Origin of the sequence: Nonomuraea sp. NPDC001636 (genome assembly GCF_040298265.1) — a bacterium.
GTDB lineage: Bacteria > Actinomycetota > Actinomycetes > Streptosporangiales > Streptosporangiaceae > Nonomuraea.
The window spans coordinates 52797-69466 of sequence record NZ_JBEOZT010000019.1 but is presented as its reverse complement, the minus strand read 5'-3'; the positions used below and the strand labels follow the sequence as shown (position 1 = coordinate 69466).

Below are 16670 nucleotides of genomic sequence, written 5' to 3'. Positions count from 1 at the left end.
GACTTAAGGGCTGCTGGGTGGCCGGAGGAGGTCTCCCCCGGCTCCCACGGACCCGACCGTGAACCTCTTGGCCGATCCGGCTCCTGTCATCCGGCGCGCCGTCCTGGGCGAGCGCCCGGCGCAGAGGCTTGTCGTCCCGCTCCGAACACGGTTCCAGGCCGTGAACCGGGGTTCTGCTGCGCAATCAGACCTGCGGCGGCGAGCTCACCTGCTCGATCCACTCCACGAGGTCATCCCAACCATCCTCCCGCTATATCAGCATTGACTTATATAAGCCGAGGGTGAAACCATTGGGCTGCGCACGCGTTCGACGTGCTCGGCGGCGCCGTAGGCATCTCAGGAAGGCCGGCATCTGGCTGTGCGGGGCGACATCCCCCAGGCCGGACGCCCCGCAGTGCCGTCCGCTCGCGAATCGACGGGATGGTTCGGCCGATCTGCAGGCGTGCCGCTCAGGTGATCCATAGCCTGGAGGGCTGACTTGTCAGACATGGAAGATTGTGTCGGTATGCACCTTTTGCGGGCGACCGTTCTTGTGCTCACAATGACCCTGACCTGCGCATGCGGGCCGAAGGATCAGCCGGTGCGCGACATCCCGCCGGCTGCGGCCTCCAGCACCAGCCCCTCGGTGCCGCCCTCCGCCCCGGCTACGGCGGAGGCGGGCTACGTGAGCGAGGGCATGGTCGGTTTCTACATCGCCACCCCCTTCAAGATCGAGGTGCGGGCCATCGAGCGGCACGCCAAGCTGACCGTGCTACGCATGGACATCATGACGACGGCGACCACCAACACCGCCGGCGACTTCGGCTACGGCACCATGCCGACCTCCTTCGCCAGGTTCAGGTTGTTCGACCCGATCGGCAGGAAGGTCTACTTCACCCTGCGGGAGAACGACCACAACGGCGACGCCTTCGGCACCAGGCACCGCACCGCCACTGCCGACTATCCCGACGACTTCGTGCCAGGCGTGCGCTACCCGGTGGAGGTCTACTTCCCGCCGCTTGCCGCCGCCGCCAGGACGATGTCGATCGTGCCCGACATGCCGATGGGCCCGATGACCGGCATCCCGGTCACCGACGGCGGCGCCGAGCCGACCGCCCGCGAGCGCAGTTCCTCCGAGCTGCCGAAGACCGGCGACACGTTCCAGTGGCCCGTCGTCGTGCCGGACGGCGAGATCTGGTCAGCCGTCTCCGACGTGAACGAACTGGTGGAGACACCGGTGAAGACCACCACGCAGTCGGGCGACACGGAGACGATCGGCCTGCGCACCGACGTCCTGTTCGCCTTCGACAAGGCGCGGCTGAGCACGAAGGCGGCGGCCGTACTCGACGACGTGGTCGAAGAGACCAGGCGACGGGCCGACCCCGCCAAACCGCCCATCACGATCACCGGCCACACCGACGACAAGGGCTCCGACGGCTACAACCAGACCCTGTCGGTCGAACGAGCCGAGGCGGTGCGGAGGTATCTCGCCGCCAGGCTCGGCAACGACTACCAGTACCGACCGGAAGGCAAGGGTGAGCGCGAGCCGATCGCCAAGAACCAGAAGCGGGACGGCAGCGACAATCCGGCAGGACGGGCCAGGAACCGCCGCGTAGAGATCTCCTACTCCATCAGGCAACAGGGCCCGGACGTGGCCACCACCACAAGCCCCTCCCCCGGCCGAGTACGCGGCTCCACGGGAGCGGCGGCCCCCTTCCGCGCCGACCCAGGACCGCGGGTGGCCGGTTTCACCTGGTCGTTCCGCAGCCAGCCGGACAAACTCAATGTGGACGTGCTGCCGCTCTATCGTGACGGCGCCTACGTGGTGGCCTCCTTCGACATCACCAAGGCCAACGACGGCACGTTCGTCCCGTTCCCCGTTCCTTTCTCCGGGTGGGATCACGAGTTCTCCGCCGGCTCCGATTTCGGCGCCTTCATCCTTGTCGATCCGGTCACCAAGGCGCGTTACCACCCGCTCAAGATGTACACGGAGTTCGTCGAGAACTACGTGCCCGCCCTGGATGCAGGCGAGACCAGCAGGGCCTACGTCTACTATCCCGCCCCGCCGGACGATCGCACGAGCATCACGCTGGAGGTGGCCAACGGAGGCGTCTACCCGGCGGTCCCCATCGAACGCTGACCGGCCGGGAGGCCGGGACACGAACTCGCCGCCCAGCGCGACGGGCGACCCGTACGCCCGCGCCTCGCTCGCCGCCGAACGGGCCGACGAACGGATCGCCGGGCCCGGCCGCGGCCGGCGGGGAGACGTCCGACAGGCGGCGTCTCGGCGTGTGGACGGCGGGTACGGCCCTGCTCGACCTTGCGCAGCACCACGCCGAGCAGCCGGTCGGCGGTCAGGTAGCCGGTGCGGCGGGAGTCGAACGAGCGCCGCGGGTTGTCGCCCAGCACGCGCTCCCCGGGCCGGTAGGTGGGCAGCATGCTCTCCCCCTCCACGGTCACCACCACGTACGCGTGCCGCAGCCAGGCGAGCCCGAGCACGATCACCCCGAGCCCGGCGACCAGGCCGGTGACGAGCACCACGATGTCGTCGGCGTCGCGGATCGCGCCGAGCCGGTGGGAGACGACGACGCTGGTCCGTCCGGCCCGCAGGCGGGCGAGCTGCCGGTGGACCTCGTGCTCGGCCTCGGCGTCGAGACCGGCGCTCGGCTCGTCCAGATCATCAGGTCGGCGTCGCGCCGCAGGAAGGCCCTGGCCAGCGCCAGCCGCGCGTACGTCAGAGCAGGCGATCAAGGGGACACCGATCATGCGATCCTCGGCCCCTGCCAATACGGCGCCCGCAGTACGTCGCCATCGACGAGATCAGCAAGGACGGCACATCGAGGACGACGAGACGCTGGAGTCGACGGCCGACACCTGTCGTGGTCCTTCGGGCTCCGTGGTCAGTGCACCTGGTCGGCGAGGTCGGCCAGGTCCTCCTCGGTCAGCTTCAGGGACGCGGCGGCGACGTTCTCCTCCAGGTGGGCGAGCGAGCCGGTGCCGGGGATGAGCAGGATGTTCGGCGACCGGGCCAGCAGCCAGGCCAACGCCACCTGCGGCACGGTCGCGCCGTGGCAGGCGGCGACGGCGTCCAGGCGCTTGGCCGTGAGCGGCCGGAACCCACCGACCGGGAAGAACGGCACGTACGCGATGCCCGCCTCGGCGCAGGCGTCCACCAGCGGGTCGTCCTCGCGGCTGGCCAGGTTGTAGAGGTTCTGGACGCAGACGATCGGCGCGATCTTCTGGGCCTCGGCGAACTCGGCGGGTGTCACGTTCGAGACGCCGAGGTGGCGGATCAGCCCCTCCTCGCGCAGTGCGAGCAACGTCTCCAGCGGCCCGGCGAGCGGCGTCCCGGCGCGGTCGAGGTCGCCCATGCGCAGGTTGACGACGTCGAGACGGTCCACGCCGAGCGAGCGGAGGTTCGCCTCGACGCCGCGGCGCAGGCCGTCGGGGGTGAGGCCGGTCTTGCCCTCGGCGGGCAAGGCGAGGTCAGAGCCCTCGACCAGCGCGCCCACCTTCGTCACGATCACCAGGTCGTCCGGGTAGGGATGCAGCGCCTCCCGGATCAGCTCGTTGGCCGCCACGCCGTCGCGAGCGTAGTAGTGCGAGGTGTCGATGTGGTTCACGCCCAGGTCGACGGCTCGGCGCAGGACGGCGAGCGCGGTGTCCCTGCTGGGACGGTCGCCTTTCGGCCAGCCGGTCAGCTTCATCGCGCCGTACCCGACCCTGGCGACGCTCAGGTCGCCGCCCAACGCCCCTCGTCCAGTCGTCATGATCACCCACTCTAGCGGTGACCAGCGTCCGGGGCCGCGGATGCCGTCGAGGGCCTCGGCAGTCCGATGAAGTGCGTTCCACCGGTCGGCGATGGTGGCGGCCTGAGCGAAGTGCGCGGCGGCCTCGGTGCAGAGCCGTTCGGCGGCGAACCGGCCCTCGATGAGCGCCAGGGTCGCCAGCACCACCTCGGCGACCCACGCGCCGCCACCAGCAACGCCGGCACGCCCCGCTGCCGCGGCCCGCCCAGGGGAACGGGCTCGCCGCCGGCCTCGGCCGCGAAAGAGCCCAGCACCCGGACGAAGACCGTGATCCGCACATCATGTGGACGTTCCAAATCCCTTCCAAATCCCTTCCAAACACCCAGGAGCAGCCTGAACACATCGCAACCGACGAAGGAGCGGGAACAGATGAGCGTCAACACCCAGGACATGGAGATCGTCCACCGCGTGCTCCGCCGTGAGTCCCGGCTGCTGGTGGAGCTCGTCGCGGACGTCGTCCCGGGTGACACCGCTCGCGCCAAGGTGATCGCCGGCCACTTCGGCATCTACCGGCTGGGCCTGCACAACCACCACGAGGGCGAGGACGAGCTGCTGTGGCCGCCGCTGCTTTCCCGGGTGGACCTGGGGGCCGACATCGTCCTGCGCATGCAGGCCCAGCACGAACGCGTCGCGGCCACCCTGAGCAGGCTGGACGCCGCGTTCCCTGTCTGGGAGGCCACCGCGGGCGCCGACGAACGCGACACCCTGGCGGCCGCCCTCTGCGAGCACCGCGCGGTCCTGCTGGAACACCTCGACGACGAGGAGGCCACCCTCCTCCCGCTCGCGGCCGAGCACATCACCGAGCAGGAGTGGGCCTCCCTGGGCGACCACCTGGTGCACAACACGCCCAAGCTCACCCTGCTCACGCTCTTCGGCGCCGTCCTGGAGGACGCGAACCCGGCCGAGCGCGCCATCGTCCTCGGCGGCCTGCCCGTCCCGGTCCGCGTCATCTGGCACGTCGTCGGCCGCCCCCGCTACGCCCGCCACATCCGCCGCGTCCGCGGCTGAACCCTGCCCGTCCGTACAAACGAGGAGAACGACCATGTCGCTGAAGAAGCTCAACACCGTCCTGGCCACCGTCGTCGTCCTGTTCACCCTCTACCTCGGGTTGTCCTTCGTCCTGCCCCTCGGGACCACCTTCCCGGGGCTGGCGAACTGGCCCTCCGACGGCAGCGGCTTCTCCATCGTGAAGGGCAGCCGCGAGATCGCGATGGGCCTCGCCATGGGCGTCCTGCTGGTGACAGGCCACCGCCGCCCGTTGGGCTGGGTCCTGCTGATGACGGCCGTCGCCCCGTTCGGCGACATGGTCAACGTCCTTGCCCACCACGGGTCCACGGCCGCCGCGCTCGGCGTCCACGGCCTGACCGCGGCGCTGATCGCGGTCACGGGGGTGCTGACCCTCCGCGAGGCCGGCGCCACCCCGGCGACCGCCGCACAGTCCGCCTGACGTCCGCATTCTCTGACGACTCGACAAGGGAGACGACAATGACGACCAACGATTTGCGCGGTGTCCTGAAGGGGCGCGTGCTCCTGCCCGGTGACGACGGCTTCGAACAGGCGGCCACCGCGTGGAACCTGACCGTCAGGCAGCCGGTGGCGGCCGTGGCGGAGGCCGCGGACGCCGATGACGTGGCGGCGCTCGTGCGTTACGCGCGGCGGGCGGGGATGACGGTGACCGCGCAGCCGAGCGGGCATGGCGCCTCGGGCGATGTGGAAGGCCTGATCCTGTTGCGTACCGGCCTGCTGAACAAGGTGGAGATACGCGCGCGGGAGCGCGTGGTCCGGGTGGGCGCGGGCGTGAAGTGGGGGCAGGTGCTGGCGGCGGCCGGTCCGCTGGGGCTGACCGGCCTGTCCGGCAGCGCGCCGGGGGTCAGCGTGACCGGCTACACCCTGGGCGGTGGGGTCGGCTGGTTCAGCCGCAAGTACGGCTTGGCCTCCGACAGCGTGCGGGCCATCGACATCGTGGACGCCGACGGCGAGCCGGGCCGGGTGACCGCCGAGTCGGACCCCGACCTGTTCTGGGCGCTGCGCGGCGGTGGCGGGGACTTCGCGGTGGTGACCGCCCTCGAACTCGACCTGTATCCCGCTCCGGACCTGTACGGCGGGCGCGTGATCTGGCCCGAGCACCGGACCAGGGAGGTGTACGACGCGTTCCTGGAGATCACCGCCGAGGCGCCGCGTGAGCTCAGCGTCTGGATCAACCGGCTCCAGCCCCCCGGCGCGCCGCCGATGGTGACGCTGGATCTGGCCTACCTGGGTGAGGCGGCGCAGGGGGCGGACCTGCTGGCACGCATCGACAAGATCGGAGGCGCGATCTCCGACAGCCGCGGCGTCGTCCCGGTCGCCGACCTGGGTGCCATAGCCGCCGAACCCACCGATCCGGTCCCGTCCATCGCTCGTGCGGAGCTGCTCACCGGCCTGAACGCGGACACGGTGGAGCTCCTGCTGGCCAAGCCGATCGAACCGCTCATCAACCTGCAGATCAGGCACCTGGGCGGGGCGCTCGCCGAGCCGGGCGGCGGGGCCGGTGCGAGCGGCGCGGTGGCTGAGCCGTACCTGCTCGGGCTGGTGGGTCTCGGCCTGCCGCAAACGGCCGACGCGACGCGCGCCAAGCAGGCCGAGGTCGTGGCCGACCTGGAGGCGTACGTCAGCGGCCGCAAGCCGTACACCCTGCTGTCCCCCGGCGACACTGCGGCGCAGTCCTTCTCCGGCGGCGCGCTCGCGCGGCTGCGAGAGATCAAGCGGGCCCGTGACCCGCACAACGTGTTCCGCGCGAACTACCCGGTGCTCGGATAGACCGGTTCCCAGCGGCTCGTGGCCCCGCCGCCCACCACGGCGGCGGGGCCGCACCACACCCGCGGGCGGCCCATGTGATCGCTGGTCTGATATCTGCCCCTGCTGGTCAGCGTCCGGGATTTCCTCTTCAAGGATCGTGTACGTCACTGGGACGCTTCGGTGTGCCCCGTTCGCAGACGGAGCTCCAGGACCTCCTCCCGGCCGAAGACCTGCCCGGTGGGAACGAACCCGGCAGAGGTGTAGAGCGTCCTGGCCGCGACGTTGTCGCCACGCACTCCCAACCGCAGCACCGGTGCGTCGAACGCGTCCCGCACGTGGGCGATGACCTGCTGGAGAGCCGCTCGGCCCAGCCCCTTCCCCTGGTGATCCTTGTCGATCATCAAGCGATGGAGCCAGATCTGGCCGTCATCGGGATCGGGACCGTACATCGCGAAGCCCACGGCGCGCTCATCGGGTCGTCAAGGCGCACGCGAATCGACATGGATCCTCTCTATCGGATCATGCGCAGACCGTCATGCGAATATCACCGCGACAGTCACCTGCAAGAGTGCGGCAGCGCCGCAGAGGGCTCGCCGGAGCCTTCCGCCGTTCGGCAAGAAGTCGCCCAGCATTCGCTTCCTCCCCATGCAAGCCGTCACGCTCCTCTGCGAGCGTGACGAAGGGCCGCAGGTTCACCTGCTCCGCCCCACTTCGTGCGCAAGCTCATGGGCCACCCGAGAACGACGCACCAGGTATTCCAGATGAAAGGTATGTCCCATGTGCCGCACCCATGCACACTCCCACAGCGCGCCGGAAGGAACGGCTGCGTTCGCCGACTTGTCCGTCTCAGAGACCGAGCTGTCGCCCGCCGACCTCGGTCGGCGGCGCTTTCTGCTGAACAGTGGGCTGCTCGGCATCAGCAGTCTCGGCGTCACCGCTCTGGGCGGGCTGACCGCGCGTCCCGCCGCCGCGACCAGCAGCGGCTCCCGCTCGCTCCACTGGCTGGCCGGCGATCATCACGTTCACACGCAGTACAGCTACGACGGCATGTACACCATTGAGCAGCAGGCTGCGGGCGCTCTCAAGCACGGCCTGGACTGGTTGGTCATCACCGACCACGGGCACGCCGCGCACGAGAAGTTCGCGGTCGAGTCCACTTTCGCCGACATCGTCACCTCCCGGGCCAAGCACCCTGAGCTGCTGTTGTGGCAGGGGCTCGAATGGAACGTTCCCGGAGGCGAGCACGCCACGGTGTTCTTCGACGGCGCTCGCGATGAGATCCAACTGCTGCGCGCGTTCGAGCGGCTCTTCGACTCCAGGATCAACGGCACCGGCGCCGGCAGCCCGGCGAACGAGGCCAAGGCGCTGGAGGCGCTCGCCTGGCTCGAGACCGCGCTGCGCACGGGTTCGGCGAGTTCCGCGCTGTTCCTGATCAACCACGTGATGCGGCGCGGCAGGTACTCCCCGCGTGACCTGCGCGCCTATCGCGACAAGGCGCCGGACATCGCAGTCGGCATGGAGGGCGCGCCCGGCGCCCAGAACGAGCCCAGGGCCCGCGGCGACTTCAACAACACCGCCGACGCCGACTCCTGGGCCGGCTGGCGGCCGGAACACTTCCCGACGTACGGCGGCTTCGACTCCATGACCGGAATCCTGGGCGGCATGTGGGACTCGATGCTCGCCGAGGGCAAGGGCTGGTGGATCACCGCCAACTCCGACGGCCACTTCTACAACGGTGACACGACCGTCGAGCCCTCCCGACCTGCTGACTGGTACGACCAGCACGGTAGATACCCCGATCCCGTCGACGGCGGCGTCCCGCTGCGGCACGCCGACTTCTGGCCCGGTCAGTTCAGCCGCACGGTGGTAGGGGCGACCTCACGCAGCTATGGCGCGGTCATGGAGGCGATCAAGGCCGGGCGATCCTGGGTGTCGATGGGCGGCCTCGTCGACGGGCTGCACGTCGACGCGCACGCCCCCGGCAACGCCCCGGCCACGTTCGGCGGACGGCTGTCGGTGCGGCGCGGCGACGACGTCACCATCACCATCTCCGTCGATCTCGCTGGCCGTCCCAACGCCAATGAAGAGATCCCCCGGCTCGCCCGCCTGGATCTGATCCGCGGTGCGATCACCGGGCCGGCCGCCGACCCCGACGTCTTCACCGCCCCGGACGTGCGTGTGGTCGAGTCGTTCCTGCCGAAGGGCAAGGGCCGGGTCGCCCAGTTCCACTACAAGTTCCGCGACGTGCGCGAGCCGTTCTACTTCCGGCTGCGCGGCACCGACGGCAGGCGCAGCGCTCCCGGCGGGATGGAGCCGGCGGCGGACACCGGCCGCAACGAGAACCCCTGGCACGACCTCTGGTGCTACACCAATCCCACCTTCGTGGAACTGACCTAGAACGAGAGGGGACGCCGGTCCGGCGCCCACCGGCGGCGTACCCCGTGCCGGAGCGCCCGCGTCCGGAAGGGCCCGCTAGCATCGGGGTCCCCCGGTCCCGCCTCGCGGATGCCCCACTGCGACGGACGCCCGGCCGACCCGCCACGGAGCCCGCGTGCCCACGATCGACCCCCGACGCCTCCTCATCCTCCGTGCCTTCGTGCTGTCCGACTCTGTCACCGCGACCGCGGCGGCGCTGCACCTGACGCCGTCCGCGGTGTCGCAGCAGCTCGCGGCGCTCGAGCGCGAGGTCGGGCAGGCGCTCGTCATACGGTCGGGGCGCAAGCTGGTGCTCACGCCGGCCGGGCACATCCTCGCCGGGCACGCCGAGGAGATCAGCTCCCGGCTGAAGATCGCCGAGGCCGACCTGGCCGCGCACGCAGGCGGTGTCCTGGGGCAGCTCCGGATCGGCGCGTTCCCCACGGCGATCAGCTGGCTGGTGGCGCCCGCCATCGTCGAGCTGCGCCACAAGGCGCCGGGGGTCGACGTCACGGTCGTCGACGCGGAGGTGCACATGAGCCACCGGATGCTGATGCGCGGCGACATCGACATGACCATCAGCCTGGAGTACGAGTCCGACCCCGGGCGCGACTCCCCCGACGTCGTGAAGTTCCCGCTCTACATCGAGCGGTTCAAGGCCGTCCTCCCCCAGGCGCATCCGCTGGCCGGCGAGGAGGGCGTCGCGCTCACCCAGCTCACCGAGGAGGGCTGGATCATGCCCTCGCCCGGCAACCCGTGCCGCACGATGGTGCTGCAGGCGTGCGCCGAGCTCGGCTTCCACCCGCCGATCAGCCACGTCTCCGACGACTACCGCGCCGCGCTGGCGCTGGTCGCCGCCGAGGCGGGGATCTGCCTGGTGCCGGAGTCCGCGCTCTACGCCCGCGACGCCGACTGGGTGACGATCCTGCCGACGCGCGGCATCGCGCCGCTGCGCAAGGTGATCATGACGACGCGGCGCGACAACCAGCGTCATCCCGTCGTACGCGCGGGGCTGGAGGCGATGCGGGCCGCCATCGCCGAGCCGGACTCGGAGATCTACGGCCCGCTCGCGCGATCCGACACCTTCAGCGTCGAGTGACGGTTCCAGCCGGCGGCGCGTTCTCGCGGAGGAAGGCGTCGACGTGCCGGTGGTACTCCTCCGGCTTGTCACGGCGCACACAGTGGTGGGCGCCCTCGATCACGACGACGTCGAAGCCGGGCGCGACGGCCGTGAGCCGCTCGCGGGAGTGCTTGTCGACGATGACGTCGCCGGTGCCGGTGACCAGCAGCGCCGGCACGCCGGCCGGGCCGACCGTGATCTGCCGCGCGGTCGGCGTCCAGATCCGGCGCTTCTCGTGGACCCGCTGCTGCATGTAGTCGATGTCGACGGCCTTCATCGCCTCGGCGAGCGGGCGCAGCTCCTGCTCCGCCCAGTGGGGCTTGAGCTCGCGCTGCATGTCCATGAGCTCCTCGACCGACGCCGTGTCGGCGTAGTCGAAGGGGTCCTTGGTGGTCTGCTCGACGCTGAGCCACGGGTTGGGGCCGGCCTCCGGCACCCACCATGGCGGGTCCTCCAGCACGACGCCGGCCACGAGGTGGGGGGCGTCGGCGGCGACGAAGGCGGCGATCCGCGCGCCCATGGAGTGCCCGACGAGGAGCGTCCTGCGGCCGGTCTCGTCGAGCATGTCGTTGAGGACGTCGATCGCGTCCTGCACCATCACGTCGGTGGACGGGACGCCCTCGTGCTCGGGCAGGCGACCGGGCGACCTGCCGTGGCCTCGGGCGTCCGGCGCCACGATGTGGTAGTCGCCGCCCCAGCGGTCGACGGCGTCACCGTAGCAGGCGCCGGACTCCACGGCGCCGTGCAGGATGAGGATGGCGGGCGCATCTGCTGCGTCCCGCCCGTATTTCCGGACGAACAGGTCGGTTCCCACGTGTCCTCATTCGGTGCTCTGTCGCGCCGGCCCCCGGCCGGCTCACGACGGGGTTGTCGTTCAATGGATCATGGTCACGATCGTGGCACGCCTCTTCGGCGTCGCGCAACGCTCCCGCAGGTCAGCTCAGGTCGGCAGCTCCGCCTCCGGCGTCGCCTCGACCAGCGCGCGCGTGTAGGGGTGCCGCGGCGAGCGGAAGAACTCGTCGGACGGGCCGGTCTCGACGATGCGGCCGCGCCGCATGACGGCGACGCGGTCGCTGTAGAGCCGGATCACCGCCAGGTCGTGGCTGACGTGCAGGAACGAGATCCCCTGGTCGCGTTGCAGGTCGGCCAGCAGGTTGAGGATCTGGGCGCGGACCGACACGTCGAGCGCCGAGGTCGGCTCGTCCGCGATGATCAGATCCGGCTTGAGGGCGAGCGCGCGTGCCACGGCGACGCGCTGGAGCTGCCCGCCGGACGCCTCGTGCGGGTAGCGCCCCAGGTAGTCGGCGCCGAGGCCGACCGACTCCAGCAGCGCGACCAGCTCGGCGGTCGACGCCGTCTCGCCGTGCGCGCGGAAGACGTTCTCCAGCGTCTGCCGCACGGTCTGCAACGGGTTCAGCGACGCCAGCGGGTCCTGGAAGACCATGGCGACGTTGCGCCGCAACCGCCGTAGGTCTCGCCGGCCGAGGCGGGCGACGTCCCGCCCGTCCGTACGGACGGTGCCGGACGTCGGCGTCACCAGGCCGTTGACCATCCGCGCCAGCGTGGACTTGCCCGAGCCGGACTCGCCGACCAGGCCGAGTGCCTCGCCGCGTTCGATGTGGAGGGAGACGCCGTCCACGGCGAGGAAGCTCCCGCGCCGGCGGCCGAAGCCGCCGGCGGTGCGGAAGCGCTTGCTGACGTCGGTCATCTCCAGGATCGGCGCACTCATCGGGCGACCTCCTGCCGCGCGGGGAGACGGTCGAGGTGGCAGGCCGCGAGGTGCAGGCCGCCGGCCTCGCTGGTCGGGCGGACGGTGGGCAGTGGCGCCTCGGCGGCGCAGCGTTCGCCGACCTGGTCCGCGAAGCCGCAGCGCGGCGCGAAGGCGCAACCGGGCCCGGCGGCACGCAAGGACGTGGGCGCGCCGGGAATGGCACGGAGCCGGGTCCGCTGCCCTCCGGTGTCGAGCCGGGCGTCCAGCCGCGGCGTGGCCGCGCGGAGACCGGCGGTGTACGGGTGGGCGGGCCGGTCGAAGATGTCGCGGAGGCTGCCGTACTCGGCCTGGTGGCCGGCGTACAGCACGAGGACGTCGTCCGCCGCCCTCGCCACCACCCCGAAGTCGTGGCTGATCAGGAGCATCGCCATGCCGTACTCCTGTTGCAGCTCGCGGAGCAGGGCCAGGATCTGCGCCTGCACCGTCACGTCGAGGGCGGTGGTCGGCTCGTCGGCGATGAGCAGCGCCGGCCGGTTCACCAGGGCCATCGCGATCACCGCCCGTTGCCGCATCCCGCCGGAGAACTCGTGCGGGAAGCGGCGCACGGCGTCCGCGGGCCCGGGGATGCCGACCCGGTCGAGCATCTCGACGGCCCGGGCCCGCGCGGCGCGGCGGGTGACCGACGGGTCGTGCAGGCGGACCGCCTGGGCGATGTGCGCGCCGATGTCGAGGTACGGGCTGAGCGCGGACATCGAGTCCTGGAACACCATGGCCACGTCGGAGCCACGGGCCCGGCGCAGCTCGCGTTCGTCGGCGGAGAGCATCTCCCGGCCGGCGACGACGATCCGGCCCGTGGCGCTCGCCCCGCGCGGCAGCAGCCGCATGACGGCCCGGCCGGTCATCGTCTTGCCCGACCCCGACTCGCCGACCACGGCGAGCGTGCGGCCGCCCGCCAGCCGCACGGACAGATCCCGGACGACATCGACGGTGACGCCGCCGCCGGTGAACGAGACGCACAGGTCCTCGATCTGGAGAACGGGGTCAGGCACGGCGGATCCTCGGGTCGAGAAGTGGCATCAGCAGGTCGGCGATCAGGTTGCCGACGATGATGAGGAAGGCGGAGAAGAGCGTCACCCCGACGACGATGCTCAGGTCGGACTCGTTCACCCCGGACAGCAGCAGGTCGCCGAGCCCGTGCAGGCTGAACACCTTCTCCGCGATCACCGACCCGCCCAGGAGCGCGGTGACGTCGAGCGCGAACATCGCCACGACCGGCACCATGACGCCGCGGACGGCGTGCCGGTTCACCTGCCGGGACGACGCGCCGCGCGCGGTCATCGCGACGAGGTGGTCGGCCGAGAGCTCGTTGAGCAGCTGGTTGCGGGTGACCCGGACGTAGCCGGCGGCCAGGATGAACGACAGCACCATCCACGGGCCGACCAGGTGCCAGGCCCAGTCCACCGGGGACTCCGAGAACGACACGAACCCCGAGTACGGCAGCGCGTTGAGCATGAAGCCGAAGACCTGGACGACGAGCAGGCCGACGAGGAAGGTCGGCACCGACAGCCCGAACATCGCGAAGCCGGTCGAGAACCGGTCGACGACCCCGCCCTTGCGTATCGCCGACAACGCGCCGAGACCGATGCCCATGACGAGGCACAGGACGGCCGCGCCGATCGCGAGCGACAGCGTGACGGGCAGCCGCTCGGCGATGAGCGTCGTGACGTCGCTGCGGTTGGGGAAGGAGTAGCCGAAGCAGGGGGCGTCGCAGTGCACCTGCTGGGCGCCCTCGCCGTAGGCACGGCCGGCGACGAGGCCCTTCACGAACTCGGTGTACTGCCACACCGGGCTCTGGTCGGTCTGCATGTAGGCGCTGACCTTGGCCCGGGTCTCGGGCGGGCACGGCTTGCCGCACATCGCGCGGGCCGGGTCCTTGGAGGCCCCGAAGAACAGGGCGATCGTCACGAAGGCGATCGCGAGGAGCATGAACACCGCGGTGAACAGGCGGCGGGCGATATAGACGATCATGCGGCATCCTCCGTGCGCACGTCGAGGACGTCGCGCAGCGCGTCGCCGGCGAGCGTGGCGCCGAACACGATCAGGAACACCACGGCGCCCGGGAAGAGCATGTACCAGACGTCCGCACCGCTGTAGATCCACGGCAGCGAGTCCGAGAGCAGCTTGCCGAGGTCGGGGACATCGCCGCGCAGGCCGACGCCGAGGAACGACAGGCCCGCGATGACGCTGACGTTGCCGGGCAGTGACATCGCGAACAGGACGACGACCAGCCCGAACAGGTGCGGCAACAGCTCACGGCGGATGATCTGCCAGGGCGGCGCCCCGGTCGCGCGCGCCGCCTCGACGAAGGCGCGGGCGTTGACGGCGCCGGCCTGGGCGCCGATGATCCGGGCCGGAACGGTCCAGCCGAAGAAGGCCAGCACCAGCACGAGGACCAGGCCCCGCGGCAGCTCGGGCGGCACGATGGCGGTGATCGCGATGACGAACATCAGGCCCGGGAAGCCGAACATGAAGTCGATCACCCGCCCGGCAACGGCGTTGAGCCAGCCGCCGAAGTACCCCATCGCCGTACCGAGGACGGCGGCGAAGCCGAGCGCCAGGATGCTCGCCCCGAACGCGATGAACAGCGACGAGCGGATGCCGTAGACGATCTGGGCGAACAGGTCGACGCCCGTCACCGGGACGACGCCGAGCCAGTGGTCGGCGCTGACGCCGCCGAGGGCCCCCAGCGGACGGCCGCCGTCCGGGGCGAGCAGGTCGGTGTGCATGGTGTTCGGATCCTGTCCCTCGATCCGCACGAGCAGCGGGGCGCAGAGCCCCGCGACAAGCGGCACGACCAGCATGACCAGGCCGGCGACCCCGGACCGCTTCCGGAGCAGGCGGCCCAGGACCGACGTGCGCCGGCCCCGTGCCTGCCGCGACTCAGCGATCGACACCGACGACCAACTCGTTCGCGAACGGCGGGTAGGCGGGGATGAAGTAGTTCGAGATCTTCGACCCTGCCAGGGCCTGCGTGCGCTGCACGAGGATCGGCACGACGGGGGCGTCCTGCATGATCTGCCTGTCGATCGCGGCCCACATCGTGGCGGCCTTGCCGAGGTCCGGCTCGGCGATCGCGGCGTCGATCGCGGCGTCCACCTTCGGGTTGGAGAACTTCGAGGCGTTGCCGCCGCCGTTGTCGATCTCGCTGGACGCGAACAGCGGCTGGATGGTGCTCATGCCGCTCGGGAAGTCCGCTCCCCAGCCGTTCGTCGTCAGGTCGTAGTCCCCGTCGGCGGCGGAGATGAGCTCGTACCAGGTGTTGCCGTCGAGGCCCTTGAGCTCCACCTTGACCCCGGCCCGCGCCAGCGAGTTCTTGATGCTCTGGGCTTCCTTCTCCTCGATCGCGCTCACGTCGGTCGGGTAGGTGAGCGTGAGCTTCAGGTCGGAGACGCCGGCCTCGGCGAGCAACCGCTTGGCCTTGTCGACGTCGCCGGTGTCGCCGCCGTCGTACAGGTTGTACGCGGTGTAGCCGGGGATGCCGGGCGTCATGATGGTCGAGGTGATCTGGCCGCCGAACTTCGGGCCGCCGTACACGCTCTGCACCTCGGCCTTGTTGATCGCGTAGTTGATCGCCTGCCGTACGCGCACGTCGGACAGCCCCGGGCGCTTGACGTTCATGGCGAGGTAGCGGAAGTAGCCCGACGGGCTGTTGGCCATGCGCCCGGAGATCGACGGGTCGGACTCGATCCGCTGGAACTGCGACGGCGAGATGAGCGCGTTGCTGATCGCGGTCCGGTCCTCGCCCTTGTCGTCGATGAGGCGCTGCACGATCGTGTCGTTGTTCAGGCCCATGTCGAGGACGATCTTGTCCGGGCCGGCGAACCGCACCTGGTCGCTGTCGGCCTTCCAGTTCGGATTGCGCTCCAGCACCGCCTGCGAGCCCTTGCGGAAGCTCGTCACCTGGTACGGTCCACTGGCGACCGGGTGCTCGCCGTACGTCTCCGGCTTGGTGTCGGCCGCGGCGGGCACCGGAGCGAAGGCCGGCATGCTGACGATCCACGGCCAGTTGCCGAACGGACGCTTCAGCCGGAAGACGATCTCGCGGTCGCCGGCGACCTCGATGGAGTCGAGCTCCTTGCCGTCGTACGGGCCGTCGTAGTCGGCGCCGCCGACCAGCAGCGTCTTGTGGTAGCCGAGGCCGCCCTGGAACATCGGCGCGAACGACCGCTCGATGCCGTACTTCACGTCCTGCGCGGTGATCGGGCTGCCGTCGGAGAACTTCAAGCCCTCCTTCAGGGTGAAGGTCCACGTCTTGCCGCCGTCGTCCGTCTTGCCGGTGTCGGTGGCGAGGTCCGGCACGAGCACCGTGTCCTTGTCGGGGAGCGTCCGCCACGACGTCAGCCCGCGGTGCACCCACCGCAGCCGGCTGGTCGGGACCATCTGCGCGTTGGCGGTCTCGAAGGACTCGGTCGCGCGCCGCGAGAGGTAGTGCAGGGTCCCGCCCTGGGGCACGGACTCCAGCGGCGCCGCGTTCTTGCCCTTCGTCGGCTCGGTGGACTGCGAGGTGGACTGCGAGGTGGACTGCGAGTTCGCGTTGCAGCCCGCCGTCACGAGGGCCAGGACGAGCGCGAGCCCCGCGGGCACCACTCTCCGGGATCGATTCGCCATAGATCGCGCTTCCTGTGAAGCGGCCCCGATCGATCGGGTCCGCTGCTGATCTCAGGAAGGGAGTCTGTTGGCGAGCGAGAGCGCGCGTCCATCGAGGAGTTCTGCACCGGATCTTTCAGATTTTCTGAAAGATCGTGGGGATCCGCGCGCGCGGCGTCCATGATAGTCCGGCGGTCCCGGCGGCCGGAAGACC

Annotated in this window: 15 protein-coding genes; 6 read left to right on the top strand and 9 right to left on the bottom strand. The window is 70.6% G+C overall.

Features of this window, described 5'->3' with window-relative positions; genetic code table 11:
- The first annotated feature begins 580 nt into the window (after positions 1-580).
- Positions 581-2119: an OmpA family protein gene (locus tag ABT158_RS30930; protein ID WP_352359365.1), complete on the top strand. Its 1539-nt coding sequence runs from the start codon at positions 581-583 to the stop codon at positions 2117-2119.
- Here ABT158_RS30930 and ABT158_RS30925 read toward each other — a convergent pair.
- Positions 2092-2745 carry a hypothetical protein gene (locus tag ABT158_RS30925; RefSeq protein ID WP_352359363.1) on the bottom strand — a complete coding sequence of 218 codons (654 nt, stop codon included), beginning with the start codon at positions 2743-2745 and terminating at the stop codon, positions 2092-2094. The two genes, ABT158_RS30930 and ABT158_RS30925, sit on opposite strands and share 28 nt — an antisense overlap.
- A 134-nt stretch (positions 2746-2879) precedes the next feature.
- Positions 2880-3935 (bottom strand): oxidoreductase, encoded by a 1056-nt coding sequence (locus ABT158_RS30920; protein ID WP_352359361.1) that lies wholly within the window; start codon positions 3933-3935, stop codon positions 2880-2882.
- 222 nt (positions 3936-4157) lie between these two features.
- On the opposite strand from ABT158_RS30920, the gene ABT158_RS30915 reads away from it, so the two are divergent.
- Genes ABT158_RS30915 through ABT158_RS30905 form a run of 3 tightly spaced genes read left to right on the top strand, consistent with a single transcriptional unit; the run spans position 4158 to position 6584 of the window.
- Positions 4158-4796: a hemerythrin domain-containing protein gene (locus ABT158_RS30915; RefSeq protein ID WP_352359359.1), complete on the top strand. Its 639-nt coding sequence runs from the start codon at positions 4158-4160 to the stop codon at positions 4794-4796.
- 34 nt (positions 4797-4830) lie between these two features.
- Positions 4831-5235: a DUF4267 domain-containing protein gene (locus ABT158_RS30910; protein ID WP_352359357.1), complete on the top strand. Its 405-nt coding sequence runs from the start codon at positions 4831-4833 to the stop codon at positions 5233-5235.
- 38 nt (positions 5236-5273) lie between these two features.
- Positions 5274-6584 (top strand): FAD-binding oxidoreductase, encoded by a 1311-nt coding sequence (locus tag ABT158_RS30905; RefSeq protein ID WP_352359355.1) that lies wholly within the window; start codon positions 5274-5276, stop codon positions 6582-6584.
- A 143-nt stretch (positions 6585-6727) separates the two neighbouring features.
- Here the strand turns inward: ABT158_RS30905 and ABT158_RS30900 are convergent, their stop codons facing one another.
- Complete coding sequence (locus tag ABT158_RS30900; protein WP_352359353.1) at positions 6728-7024, bottom strand: GNAT family N-acetyltransferase; 297 nt, start codon at positions 7022-7024, stop codon at positions 6728-6730.
- Between the two features lie 376 nt (positions 7025-7400).
- Here ABT158_RS30900 and ABT158_RS30895 point away from each other — a divergent pair, with 376 nt between their 5' ends.
- A complete protein-coding gene (locus ABT158_RS30895) occupies positions 7401-8960 on the top strand; it encodes a PHP domain-containing protein (protein ID WP_352359351.1) in 1560 nt (519 codons plus the stop codon).
- 154 nt (positions 8961-9114) lie between these two features.
- Entirely contained in the window at positions 9115-10077 is a 963-nt protein-coding gene (locus ABT158_RS30890) for a LysR family transcriptional regulator (RefSeq protein WP_352359349.1), read from the top strand.
- Here ABT158_RS30890 and ABT158_RS30885 read toward each other — a convergent pair.
- The 6 genes from ABT158_RS30885 to ABT158_RS30860 all read right to left on the bottom strand — a co-directional run bounded on the left by ABT158_RS30885 (position 10064) and on the right by ABT158_RS30860 (position 16477).
- The gene (locus tag ABT158_RS30885) at positions 10064-10912 is read right to left on the bottom strand and encodes an alpha/beta fold hydrolase (RefSeq protein ID WP_352359347.1); all 849 of its coding nucleotides are present in this window, start codon (positions 10910-10912) and stop codon (positions 10064-10066) included. The two genes, ABT158_RS30890 and ABT158_RS30885, sit on opposite strands and share 14 nt — an antisense overlap.
- 126 nt (positions 10913-11038) lie before the next feature.
- On the bottom strand, positions 11039-11827 hold the full coding sequence (locus ABT158_RS30880) for an ATP-binding cassette domain-containing protein (protein ID WP_352359345.1): 789 nt from the start codon (positions 11825-11827) through the stop codon (positions 11039-11041).
- Positions 11824-12858, bottom strand: a complete 1035-nt coding sequence (locus ABT158_RS30875; RefSeq protein WP_352359343.1) for an ABC transporter ATP-binding protein — start codon at positions 12856-12858, stop codon at positions 11824-11826. The genes ABT158_RS30880 and ABT158_RS30875 overlap by 4 nt, the downstream gene beginning before the upstream one ends.
- Entirely contained in the window at positions 12851-13837 is a 987-nt protein-coding gene (locus ABT158_RS30870) for an ABC transporter permease (RefSeq protein WP_352359341.1), read from the bottom strand. The genes ABT158_RS30875 and ABT158_RS30870 overlap by 8 nt, the downstream gene beginning before the upstream one ends.
- On the bottom strand, positions 13834-14763 hold the full coding sequence (locus tag ABT158_RS30865; protein ID WP_352359339.1) for an ABC transporter permease: 930 nt from the start codon (positions 14761-14763) through the stop codon (positions 13834-13836). The genes ABT158_RS30870 and ABT158_RS30865 overlap by 4 nt, the downstream gene beginning before the upstream one ends.
- A complete protein-coding gene (locus ABT158_RS30860) occupies positions 14750-16477 on the bottom strand; it encodes an ABC transporter substrate-binding protein (RefSeq protein WP_352359337.1) in 1728 nt (575 codons plus the stop codon). Before ABT158_RS30860 ends, ABT158_RS30865 begins: the two co-directional genes overlap by 14 nt.
- Between the last annotated feature and the right edge of the window lie 193 nt (positions 16478-16670).